6 protein-coding genes and 1 pseudogene are annotated in these 12,148 nt (G+C 74.1%); 5 read left to right on the top strand and 2 right to left on the bottom strand.

The features are described 5' to 3' along the window. Positions 1 to 75: 75 nt before the first annotated feature. Together ACZ7LY_RS20695 and ACZ7LY_RS20690 are read left to right on the top strand one after the other, a co-directional pair. Complete coding sequence (locus ACZ7LY_RS20695) at positions 76 to 3,144, top strand: helix-turn-helix transcriptional regulator (RefSeq protein WP_471626189.1); 3,069 nt, start codon at positions 76 to 78, stop codon at positions 3,142 to 3,144. A 39-nt stretch (positions 3,145 to 3,183) separates the two neighbouring features. Further along, positions 3,184 to 3,384 (top strand): DUF6191 domain-containing protein, encoded by a 201-nt coding sequence (locus ACZ7LY_RS20690; protein ID WP_471626097.1) that lies wholly within the window; start codon positions 3,184 to 3,186, stop codon positions 3,382 to 3,384. On the opposite strand, the gene ACZ7LY_RS20685 is transcribed toward ACZ7LY_RS20690, so the two are convergent. Beyond that, positions 3,377 to 4,552 carry a PQQ-dependent sugar dehydrogenase gene (locus ACZ7LY_RS20685; RefSeq protein ID WP_471626188.1) on the bottom strand — a complete coding sequence of 392 codons (1,176 nt, stop codon included), beginning with the start codon at positions 4,550 to 4,552 and terminating at the stop codon, positions 3,377 to 3,379. The two genes, ACZ7LY_RS20690 and ACZ7LY_RS20685, sit on opposite strands and share 8 nt — an antisense overlap. Before the next feature lie 136 nt (positions 4,553 to 4,688). Beyond that, complete coding sequence (locus ACZ7LY_RS20680; RefSeq protein ID WP_471626096.1) at positions 4,689 to 5,690, bottom strand: aldo/keto reductase; 1,002 nt, start codon at positions 5,688 to 5,690, stop codon at positions 4,689 to 4,691. Positions 5,691 to 5,783: 93 nt separating this feature from the next. Here ACZ7LY_RS20680 and ACZ7LY_RS20675 point away from each other — a divergent pair. From ACZ7LY_RS20675 to ACZ7LY_RS20665, 3 genes and pseudogenes are all read left to right on the top strand, one after another. Further along, a pseudogene (locus tag ACZ7LY_RS20675) lies at positions 5,784 to 6,721 on the top strand (2-hydroxyacid dehydrogenase). 439 nt (positions 6,722 to 7,160) lie between these two features. Then, the gene (locus ACZ7LY_RS20670) at positions 7,161 to 10,052 is read left to right on the top strand and encodes a putative bifunctional diguanylate cyclase/phosphodiesterase (protein ID WP_471626095.1); all 2,892 of its coding nucleotides are present in this window, start codon (positions 7,161 to 7,163) and stop codon (positions 10,050 to 10,052) included. Between the two features lie 245 nt (positions 10,053 to 10,297). Then, a complete protein-coding gene (locus ACZ7LY_RS20665; protein WP_471626094.1) occupies positions 10,298 to 12,145 on the top strand; it encodes an acetolactate synthase large subunit in 1,848 nt (615 codons plus the stop codon). The last annotated feature ends 3 nt before the right edge of the window (positions 12,146 to 12,148 follow it).

Here is a 12,148-nt window from a genome sequence, read left to right as displayed (position 1 = left end):
CACCCCGCGAGGGGTACGGGCCCGGACCCGTACCCGGGCGCGGATATCGGCGGCGCCGTGAGCGGCACGTGTGCGATGCTCAGCGGCGTGGAGAACCGGTCCGTCAGCCCCGTCTTCGTCGGCCGCGCCGACGAGTTGGGCGTGCTCGGCAACGCCCTCGCCCGCGCCGCCGACGGCGAACCCCAGGCGCTGCTGATCGGCGGTGAGGCCGGCGTCGGCAAGACCCGGCTCGTCGAGGAGTTCGCCGCCGCGGCCGCCCGCGCCGACGCCGTCGTCGTCACCGGCGGCTGCGTCGAGATCGGCGCCGACGGCCTGCCCTACGCCCCCTTCTCCGGCGCCCTGCGCGCCCTGCGCCGCCGCCTGCCGGACGCCCTGGACGCGGCGGCCGAGGGGCATGAGAGCGAACTGGCGCGCATCCTGCCGGAGTTGGGGCGCCTCGCCGATCACGGGCCCGCGCTCGACGGCCTCGGCGACGAGACCGCGACGGCCCGCCTGTTCGAACTCACCGCGCGGCTCCTGGAGAGCGTCACCGCCGAGCACACCGTCGTGCTCGTCCTGGAGGACCTGCACTGGGCCGACGCCTCCACCCGCCACCTGCTCGCCTACCTCTTCCGCGGCCTGCGCAGCGGCCGGCTCGTCCTCGTCGCCACCTACCGCTCCGACGACGTCCACCGCCGCCACCCGCTGCGCCCCCTGCTCGCCGAACTCGACCGCCTGCGCACCGTCACCCGCGTCGAACTCGGCCGCCTCAGCCGCGACGAGGTCTCCCGCCAGATCGCCGGCATCCTCGCCGCCGAACCCGCGCCCGCCACCGTCGACGACATCTACCGCCGCTCCGACGGCAACGCCTTCTTCGTCGAGGAACTCGCCGTCTCCGCCGCCCAGGGCTGCGCCACCGGCCTGACCGACTCGCTGCGCGACATCCTCCTCGTCCGCGTCGAGTCGCTGCCCGAGCAGGCCCAGCGCGTCGCCCGGATCTGCGCCGAGGGCGGCTCCACCGTCGAATACGGGCTCCTCGCCGCCGTCGCCCGGCTCGCCGAGGACGACCTCATCGAGGCCCTGCGCGCCGCCGTCGGCGCCAACATCCTGCTCGCCTCCCCGGACGGCGACGGCTACCGCTTCCGCCACTCCCTGGTCCGCGAGGCCGTCAGCGACGACCTGCTGCCCGGCGAGCGCTCCCGTATCAACCGCCGCTACGCCGAAGCCCTGGAGGACGACCCCGCACTCGTCCCCGCCGACGCCCGCGTCATGCGCCTGGCCGCGTACTGGTACCACGCCCACGACCCCGCCCGGGCCCTGCCCGCCGTCCTCGACGCCTCCGTCGAGGCCCGCCGCCGGCACGCCTACACCGAGCAACTGCGCCTGCTGGAACGGGCGATGGAGCTGTGGGACGCCGTCCCCTCCGACATCCGCGCGGCGCTGCGCCCCCTCGACCACGCCGAGTCCTACCCAGGCTGCGCCGCCTCCGCGGCCGCCCCGCTCAGCTACCTCGACCTGATGGCCGAGGCGTCCGTCGCCGCGCGCCTGTGCGGGGAGCGCGAGCGCGCCATGAAGTTCTGCAAGCGGGCCCTGCGCCTGCTCGACGAGGCCGCCGAGGCGGGCGAGCCCGACCCGCTGCGCGCCGCCTGGTTCTGGATCCAGCGCTCCTCGATCGTCGCCCACACCCGCAAGGGCGACGGCTGGGACGAGATCGCCACCGCCGAGGAGCTCGTACGGGGACTTCCGCCGTCCGAGGTGCACGCCGAGGTGCTCACCCGCGCCGCCGCCTGGGGCATGCTGCACCGCCCCGGCGCCGAGTCCCTGGCCGCCGCCGAGCGCGCCGTCGAGTACGCCCGCATGGTCGGCGCCGCCGAGACCGAACTCCACGCCCGCCTGGTCCTCGGCAGCCTCCTCGTCGACTCCGGCGACGTCGAGCGCGGCCTGAGCGAGATGTACGCGGTGCGCGACGGCTCCGCCGACCTCGGCATCGTCGCCCGCGTCAACGTCAACCTGCCCTCCACCCTGGAGAGCGCCGGCCGCTCCGCCGAGGCCGTCCGCGTCGCCGACGAGGGCACGGCCCTCGCCCAGCGCTACGGCCTGACCGACAACCAGAGCTGGATACGCGGCAACCGCGCCGAGTCGCTGATCTCCGTCGGCCGCTGGGACGACGCGGCCCGCGACGCCGAGTGGGCCCGCCGCAGCGGCCTGAGCAACAAGGCGCGCGGCACCGGCTGCGTCCACCTCGCCACCCTCGCCCTCGCCCGCGGCGACCTCGCCGAGGCGTCCGCGCTGCTCGCCGACGCCCACGCCCAGTACGGCACCCACGACCCCATGGCCCAGTACGGGCTGCCCCTCGACCATCTCGCGCTCGGCATCGCCGCCGCCCGGGGCGATGTCGCCGAGGCCCGCGAGATCCTGGAGCGGATCGTCGCGGCCGGCCTGCCCAGCGGCGAGCACCGCTATCTGTGGCCGCTCCTGGTCACCGCCGCGGCAGCCGAGGGCGAGGCCAGGGGCCTGCCCGCCGCCGACGCCGGGCGCGCCGCGTCGCTCGCCCGCATCCGGGCCGTCGCCGCCCGCCAGGTGACCCCGGTGCCGCTCTGGCTCGCGTACGAGCAGTGGGTGCGCACCGAGCTGCTGCGCGCCGAGGACCGGGACGGCGCCGACGACTGGGCCGACACCGTCGCCGCCCTCGAACCGCTCGGCCGCCCCTACGACCTCGCCCGCGTCCGGCACCGGCTCGCGGAGGCGCTGCTCACCCGCGCCGAGGACGACGACCGCGAACGGGCCGCGGAGCTGCTGCGCCTCGCCGGGGCCGCCGCCGATCACCTCGGCGCCCGCCCGCTCGCCCGGTCCGTCGCGCTGCTCGCCCAGCGCGGCCGCCTGATGCTCACCGCCGCCCCGGAGCCCGCGCCGCAGCCCGCGGCGCCCGCCGACCCGGCCGCCGAGTTCGGGCTGACCGGGCGGGAGCGGGACGTGCTGAGCCTGGTCGCGGAGGGGCGCAGCAACCGGCAGATCGCCGAGGAGCTGTTCATCTCGCCGAAGACGGCCAGCGTCCACGTGTCGAACATCCTGGCCAAGCTGGGGGTCGCCGGGCGCGGTGAGGCGGCCGCGCTCGCCCACCGCCTGCGCCTCTTCCCCGTACGGGTGAGCCCTCCCGTACGCTGAAAGCAGGGGCACGGCCCGGCGACGCCACCTGGAGGCGCGGTGTTCAACCTGTTCGAGGAACTGTTCGCGCCCGGTCGCAAGCACACGGACGACGAGCGCAGACGGCTGGAGCTGACCCGCACCGACCTCAGCGACGGCGACCCCGGCCGGGGCCCGATAGACCTCGGCTCCGGCAAGGTCGTCATCCGCCCGCAGGCCACCCCGGCGGCCCCCGAGGAGCCCGGGGAAGCGGCTAGCTGACCTTCAGCTCCAGGACGCGGTCGTCGCCCTTGCCGGGGCTGCCGCGGCCGTCCGTCTCGCTCGTCACCAGCCACAGCCGGTCGCCGCCCGCCGCGACGACCGTGCGCAGCCGCCCGTACTCCCCCTCCAGGAACGCCCGCGGCTCGTGCGCCGTCCGCGTCCCGTCCAGCGGGACGCGCCACAGCCGCTGACCGCGCAGGGCCGCCATCCACACCGACCCCTTCGCGTACGCGATCCCGCTCGGCGAGGCGTCCTTCGTGTGCCACTGCGCCACCGGATCACGCAGGCCCGCCTTGCCCGCGTCGCCCTCCGCGTCCGGCCAGCCGTAGTCGCCGCCGGGCACGATCCGGTTCAGCTCGTCCCAGGTGTCCTGCCCGAACTCCGAGGCCCACAGCCGCTTGTCGCGGTCCCAGGCGAGCCCCTGCACATTGCGGTGCCCGTAGGAGTAGACGGGGGAGTCGCCGAACGGGTTGCCCGGGGCGGGATCGCCGTCCGGGGTCAGCCGCAGGATCTTGCCGCCCCACGACTTCTTGTCCTGCGCCAGTTCGGTGCGGCCCGTCTCGCCCGTGCCGACGTACAGCATGCCGTCGGGGCCGAACGCGATCCGTCCGCCGTTGTGGTTCGTGCCCTTCGGGATCGACCGGAACACCGTGTCGGGGGCGCCCAGTTGCTGCCCGGCGGGCCGCTTCGGGTCGTAGATCATGCGGGCGACGCGGTTGTCGGACTCGGTGGTGAAGTACGCGTACACCATGTGGTCCGAGGCGTACGACGGGGAGAGCGCGAGGCCGAGGAGCCCGCCCTCGCCGGCCGGGGCGACGCCCGGCACCGCGCCCAGTTCCGTCGTGCGGCCCGTGGCGGTGTCCACGCGGGTGATCGTGCCCTCGTCGCGCGAGGAGACGAGCAGCCCGCCCTCGGGCAGCGGCGCCAGCCCCCACGGTGTCTTCAGCCCCCGCGCGACCGTGCGCACCACCCGCACCGAGCCCTTCGCGGGCGGCACGTCGCCCGGCGACCGCGAGGCGGCCGGGTCCGAGGCGCCCGTATGGGACGCGGACGGCGACGGTGACGGCCCGGAGGCGCCGCCCCCGCCCGGCGAACACGCGCCGGTGAACAAGAGCGCGGCACAGACCGCCCCGGCCAGGCCCGGCCGCACGGATGAACGGAGCACGATGGATTCCCTTCGACGCGACGCCCTCTCCCGACGTTCATACACCGCCCGGGCCGCCGGCGGGGCGAGTGGGCCCGGCGCGCCCGCGCGGGGGAGCGGTCCGTCGGTCCCAGGAGCCGAGCGCCGGGGGAGCGGCCGCTCAGTCCCAGGAGCCGAGCGCCGGGGGCAGCGCGGCGATCTCCGCCAAGTCGGCGCCGGTCAGCCGCAGTTCGGCCGCGGCCGCGTTCTGCACGGCCCACCGCTCGTGCTTCGCGCCCGGCACCGGGACGACATGCGGACCCTGCGCGAGCACCCAGGCCAGCGCCACCTGCGCCGGGGTCACCGTCTCGCCGTGCCGGGCGGCGACCCGGCGCAGGCCCGCGACGATCGGCTGGTTCGCCGCCATCATCTCGGCGGTGAAACGCGGGTGATGGGCGCGCGGGTCGTCCCGCTCGAAGCCCTGGCCGGGGGTGAGCGTGCCGGTCAGAAAGCCGTTGCCCAGGGGCATCGCCGCGAGGACGCCGACCCCGCGCGCCGCGCACCACGGCAGCAGCGCCTCCAGGGGCTCGCGCGACCACACCGACAGCTCCGCCATCACCGAGCCCACGGGGAAGACCTGCTGCAACCGCTCCAACTGGCGGATCGTTCCGGCATGCACCCCGGCCCGCCCGCCCCGGCGACCGGCCCGCGCCCCGACCGCGCACAGACCGAGCGCGCGCACCTTGCCGGCCCGCACCAGCTCGGCCATCGCGCCCCAGGTCTCCTCGATCGGCACCTCGGGGTCGGGGCGGTGCAGCTGGTACAGGTCGATGACGTCCGTCTGGAGCCGGCGCAGCGACGCGTCGCAGGCCCGCCGCACATATCCGGGGCGGCCGTTGGCGACGATGTGCTGCTCGCCGACCAGCAGCCCCACCTTCGTCGACACGAACGCGTCCGCCCGCCGCTCCTTCAGGACCCGGCCGAGCAGCAGCTCGTTGGTGAACGGCCCGTACATGTCGGCGGTGTCGAGCAGGGAGCACCCCCGGTCGAGAGCCGCGTGCACGGTACGCACCGACTCCTCGCCGCGCCGCTGGGAGGCGGTGTACGCCCAGCTCATCGGCATGCAGCCGAGCCCGACCGCCCCCACTTCGAGCGCCCCCGCGCCGATCGCCTTGCGCTCCACCTGCTCGTGACCCTCCCCGGCCCCCTCTGGCCCTCTGGCTGAGTCCCCAACCTAACCTCTGGCCACCGGCCTTCCTGACATAGCCTCCTGGTCATGACTGGTGATGTATGGCTGCCCTTCCCCGCCGACGAGGTCCCCGGCCTCCCCGAAGGCCCGCAGTATCGTTTCTGGAACGGTGAGCCGGACTTCCCCGCCGACCCCGCCGACTGCGCCTTCTACGTCGTCCCGTACATGAAGCCGCCCGGCGTCGGCACCCGCCCCCTCGCACGCATGACCTCCGTCGAGGCCGTGCAGACCCTCTCGGCGGGCGTCGACCACGTCCAGAGCGGCCTGAAGGACCTGCGCCCCGGCGTACGGCTGTGCAACGCGCGCGGGGTCCACGACGCCAGCACCGCCGAACTCGCCCTCACCCTCATCCTGGCCTCCCTGCGCGGCATCCCCGACTTCGTGCGCGGCCAGGACCGCGGGGAGTGGCGCTCGGCTTCCGTCCGGCCCTCGCCGACAGCACCGTCCTGATCCTCGGCTACGGGTCCATCGGCTCGGCCGTCGAGGACCGGCTCGCGCCCTTCGAGCTCGCGCGGGTGGTGCGCGTCGCGCGCTCCGGGCGCACCACCCCGCGCGGTCCCGTGCACCCGCTCACCGACCTGCCCGCGCTGCTGCCCGAGGCCGACGTCGTCGTCGTGGTCACGCCGCTCACCGAGGAGACCCGCGGCTTCGTCGACGCGGAGTTCCTGGCCAGGCTCAAGGACGGCGCGCTCCTCGTGAACGTCGGCCGGGGTCCCGTCGTCGACACCAAGGCCCTCCTCGCCGAACTGGAGAGCGGCCGGATCACCGCCGCGCTCGACGTCACCGACCCCGAACCGCTGCCCCAGGGGCACCCGTTGTGGCAGGCTCCAGGGGTGCTGATCTCCCCGCACGTGGGCGGCCCCACGTCCGCGTTCTGGCCCCGGGCCAAGCGCCTGCTGGCCGCGCAGATCACCCGGTTCGCCGCCGGACAGCCCCTCGACAACGTCGTGTTCACCACCGGCTGACCCGCGTCACGGCGGCCCCGCGGACCCCTCCCGTGCGGCCGCCCGCCGCCCGGCGCGCACGCTCCGCGCCCGCCCGGATGCGGCCCGTACCGCCATCGCCGCTGGTCGTCACGGAGCGTAGAGGAACTATGTCCCTGAGTGACGAGTCTGGTGTATCGTCCCGATGGGGCAGCGCCGTTCAGTACGCGGCGCCGGGGACGAGTGACGGACTGCGAGGGGGGCGACGGGCGATGCACGGCCTATGGGTGAACGATCCGACGCGACGGGGCCGCCGACGGCGGGTCCCCCCGGGTTCGCGCGCGCCGGCGCACGGGCGCAGTCCCGGCTGTCACCGCGGCCATCCGCACCGCTGCGGCCCGCGCGGCGGACGCAAGAGGCAGCAGCAGCCCGGCCGGGGCAAGCGCGACACCGGCGCGTCCCGACGGACCGAGGCGGCCCGGTGACCGCGCCGCCGTCCGCCCCCGTCCTGCGCGTGCCGCACCGTGCCGCTCCGGTGCCCGCGCCCGCGCCCGCGCCGGTCCGTCCGGCGGCGGCCCGGCCCGCCCCCGAACGCAAGGCGCTGGGACGGCAGTTGTTCCTGATCCTGCTCTGCGCGGGTTATGCGACGGGCTCGGCGCTCGGCTGGGGCAGCGAGCGCGTCGCCCTGTTCATGGGGGACTTCGGCCTGAGCATCGCGGCCGCCGTCGCCGCCGTGTCCAACTTCCTGTACGCGCGCAGCCGCCGCAGCCGCTTTCGGCCCGCCTGGCTGCTGTTCTCGCTCTCCTCCGTCATGGTCGCCCTGGGCAACGGGGTGTGGGGCTGGTACGAGGTCGTGCTGCGCGAGGCCGTGCCGACCCCGAGCCTCGCCGACCTGTTCTTCCTCTGCTTCGCGCCGACCGCGATCGTCGGCCTGCTCGTGCTCGCCAAGCGCCCGGTGACCAGGGCCGGCTGGATCTGCCTCGCGCTCGACGCCTGGCTCATCGCGGGCTCCCTCGTCACGCTCTCCTGGAGCCTCGCGCTCGCCCACACCGCGAAGTACGACGGCCAGAGCGTCAGCCGCACCGCCCTCTCGCTCGCCTACCCGCTGCTCGACATCGCCCTGGTCAGCATGGTCCTCGCGCTGCACTTCCGGCGCTCCCCCGGCAACCGCACCGCGGTCAACACCGCGATCGGCGCGCTGGCCCTGACCGTGCTGTGCGACGCCCTGTTCACCTCGCCGCTGCTGCACGCCAGTTACCGCTCGGGCGAGATCCTCGACGCGGGCTGGTTCGCCGGCTCCCTGCTGCTCGCGTACGCGCCCTGGGTCGGCCCGCGCGGGGCCGCCGCCCCGCACGAGCGCGGGCCCGCGCCCGGCAGCCGCCACGTGGTCGGCCACACCCACACCCGGCCCATCTCCGGTTCGCTCGCCGCGCTGACGCCCTATCTGGCCGCCGCCGTCTGCACCCTGGGCATCCTGTACAACGTGCTGGACGGCCACCGCATCGACCGGGTCGTCCTCTTCACCGCCTGCACGGTCGTCCTCGCCCTCGTCGTACGGCAGGGCATCATGCTCATGGACAACATCACGCTCACGCAGGAACTGGCGCAGAAGGAGAACCACTTCCGCTCCCTCGTCCAGGGTTCGAGCGACGTCATCATGATCGCCGCTCCCAACGGGATCCTGCGCTACGTCAGCCCGGCCGCCGCCGGGGTCTACGGGCGGGACGCCGAGGACCTGGTCGGGTCCGAACTGGCCTCGCTCATCCACCCCGAGGACCTCGGCCGCGTCGTCCACGAGATCCGCCGCTTCCTCGCCGCGAGCCAGGTCGAGGAGCCCACCACCCGCATCGAGTGCCGCTTCCGCTCCGGCTCCGGCGGCTGGCTCAACGTGGAGTCCACGATCAACCGGCACCACGGCGGCCTCATCCTCAACAGCCGCGACGTGACCGAACGGGTGCGCCTCCAGGCCCAGTTGCAGCACAACGCCGAGCACGACCCGCTCACCGACCTGCCCAACCGCGCCCTGTTCACCAAGCGCGTCGGCCAGGCGCTCACCGGGCGCCGCGCCAGCGACCGGGGCACCGCCGTCCTCTTCATCGACCTCGACGGCTTCAAGCAGGTCAACGACACCATCGGCCACCAGGCGGGCGACGAACTGCTCGTGCAGGCCGCCCGCAGACTCGCCGAGTCCGTCCGGTCCTCCGACACCGCCGCCCGCCTCGGCGGCGACGAGTTCGCCGCGCTCATCGTCGGCGACGGCAGCCGCGACCACACCGCCCGCGAACAGCACATCTACGAACTGGCCGACCGCCTCAGAGCGCGCCTGTCCCAGCCGTACACCATCGACGGCCACGACAACGTACGGGTGGCCGCCTCCATCGGCGTCGCCTTCGCCGAGCCCGGCCTCGGCGCCGGCGAGCTGCTGCGCAACGCGGACCTGGCGATGTACCGCGCCAAGGCCGCGGGCAAGGGCCGCGTCGAGCTGTACGCGCCCCAGATGCAGGCCGACGTCGTGCGCAAGGCGGAGCTGGCCACCCGGCTGCGCTCCGCGCTGCACGACGGCCAGTTCGCCCTGCTGCACCAGCCCGTCGTCAGCCTCGACGACGGCCGGATCACCGCCGTCGCCGCGCAGGCCCGCTGGCGCTCGGCGCAGGGCATCCTCTTCACGCCCGCCGAGTTCCTGCGCACCGCCGACGACAGCGAGCGCACCGCCGAGCTGGGCCGCTGGGTCCTCCAGGAAGCCGTCGCGCAGGCCGCCGACCGCGCCCGCAGCGGCCACACCACACCCGTCGCCGTCCGGATGAGCGCCCGCCGCCTCCTGGACCGCGGCATGCCGCTCGGCTCCGTGGAGGCGCTGCTCACCCGGCACGGCCTGCCGTCCGGCGCGCTCGTCATCGAACTCGCCGGCAGCGACCCGCGCGTGCCCCTGGACGAGCTGGAGCGCCGGCTGACGGCGCTGCGCCGACTCGGCGTACGGATCGCGCTCGACGGCTTCGGCAGCGGTCACGCGGCGATCACGGCGCTGCGCAGACTGCCCGTGGACATCCTGCGCCTGGACCGTTCGCTGGTGGAGGGCGTCGTGGAGTCCGCGCGCCTGCACAAGATCACCAGCGGGCTGCTCAGGATCGCCGGGGACCTCGGTCTCATCTCCGTGGCGGACGGCGTCGACCTGCCCGAACAGGTGGTGGCGCTGCGGGCGATGGGCTGTACGCACGGACAGGGCATGGCGTTCTCCGGGCCCCTGGACGAGTACCGGCTGCGGCGGGCGCTGGCCTCGGGGGAGTACCCCCTGCCTGCCGGGCCGGCCGAGCCGGTGTTCGCGGGGGCGCCGGGGCCGCGCTCACATAATGAGACTCCCGTCCCACCCACTTGACACCGACTGCGTGCCGGGGGGAGGGTCATTGCCATGCGCACCCGAATTCTCGTACTTGGAAAGCGCGTCGGCTGAAGCTGGGAGCCACCGGTGGAGATCACCGGAATCCCCAGCGACCGCACCCGGCGCGCTCCCCTCGCTTGCCTGACGGCACGAGGGGTTTTTTGTTGCACCGGCACAGGACGCGACCCGTAAGACTCCCGCACAAACCTCGCAAAAACCCTCAGCATCGAGAAGAGAAGCCGATGACCGAGCAGGCCACCGGGGCCCACCATCCGCAGCCGCGGCCCCGTTCCGGAGGACAGTCCGCCCCCGTCGAGCACGTCACGGGTGCGAAGTCCCTCATTCGCTCGCTTGAGGAGGTCGGGGCCGACACCGTATTCGGCATTCCCGGCGGTGCGATCCTTCCCGCGTACGACCCGATGATGGACTCGACCCGCGTCCGTCACGTCCTGGTGCGCCACGAGCAGGGTGCGGGCCACGCGGCCACCGGCTACGCGCAGGCCACCGGCAAGGTCGGCGTCTGCATGGCGACCTCGGGCCCCGGTGCGACCAACCTCGTCACGCCCATCGCGGACGCCTATCTCGACTCGGTGCCGCTGGTGGCGATCACCGGCCAGGTCGCCTCCAAGGCGATCGGCACGGACGCCTTCCAGGAGGCGGACATCGTCGGCATCACCATGCCGATCACCAAGCACAACGTGCTGGTCAAGGACGCCAAGGACATCCCGCAGGCCATCGCGGAAGCGTTCCACATCGCCTCCACCGGACGCCCGGGCCCGGTCCTCGTGGACATCCCGAAGGACGTCCTCCAGGCGCAGACCACGTTCAGCTGGCCGCCCGTCATGGACCTGCCCGGCTACCGCCCGGTGACCAAGCCGCACGCCAAGCAGATCCGCGAGGCCGCCAAGCTCATCACCGGCGCCAAGCGCCCCGTCCTCTACGTCGGCGGCGGCGTCATGAAGGCCGGCGCCACCGCCGAGCTGAAGGTCCTGGCCGAGCTGACCGGAGCGCCCGTCACCACCACCCTGATGGCGCTCGGCTCCTTCCCCGACAGCCACCCGCTGCACGTGGGGATGCCCGGCATGCACGGTGCGGTCACCGCCGTCACCGCGCTGCAGAAGGCCGACCTGATCGTCGCCCTCGGCGCCCGCTTCGACGACCGCGTCACCGGCAACCTGGACAGCTTCGCGCCGTTCGCCAAGATCGTGCACGCCGACATCGACCCGGCGGAGATCGGCAAGAACCGCGCCGCCGACGTGCCGATCGTGGGCGACGCCCGCGAGGTCATCGCCGACCTGATCCAGGCCGTGCAGAAGGAGCACGCGGACGGCCACACCGGCGACTACAGCGCCTGGTGGAAGGACCTCAGCCGCTGGCGCGACACCTACCCGCTCGGCTACGACAAGCCCGCCGACGGCTCCCTGTCGCCGCAGCAGGTCATCGAGCGCATCGGCCAACTCGCCCCCGAGGGCACGATCTTCGCCGCGGGCGTCGGCCAGCACCAGATGTGGGCCGCGCACTACATCCAGTACGAGAAGCCCGCGACCTGGCTCAACTCCGGCGGCGCCGGGACCATGGGCTACGCGGTGCCCGCCGCGATGGGCGCCAAGGCCGGCGCGCCGGACAAGCCCGTCTGGGCCATCGACGGCGACGGCTGCTTCCAGATGACCAACCAGGAACTGACCACCTGCGCCCTGAACAACATCCCGATCAAGGTCGCCGTCATCAACAACGGCGCGCTCGGGATGGTCCGCCAGTGGCAGACCCTGTTCTACAACCAGCGCTACTCCAACACCGTGCTGCACGCGGGCCCCGACGGTGAGATCCCGCCCAACAAGGGCACGCGCGTCCCGGACTTCGTCAAGCTGTCCGAGGCGATGGGCTGTTACGCGATCCGCTGCGAGCGCCCCGAGGACCTCGACAAGGCGATCGAGGAGGCGAACGCGATCAACGACCGCCCCGTCGTGATCGACTTCATCGTCCACGAGGACGCCATGGTGTGGCCGATGGTCGCCGCCGGCACCTCCAACGACGAGATCATGGCCGCCCGGGACGTCCGCCCCGACTTCGGCGACAGCGAAGACGACTGAGCG

The sequence above is a fragment of the Streptomyces sp. NPDC107550 genome (assembly GCF_055639095.1).
Note: the sequence above shows the minus strand (reverse complement) of the source record. Positions and strands in the feature narration are given on the sequence as shown.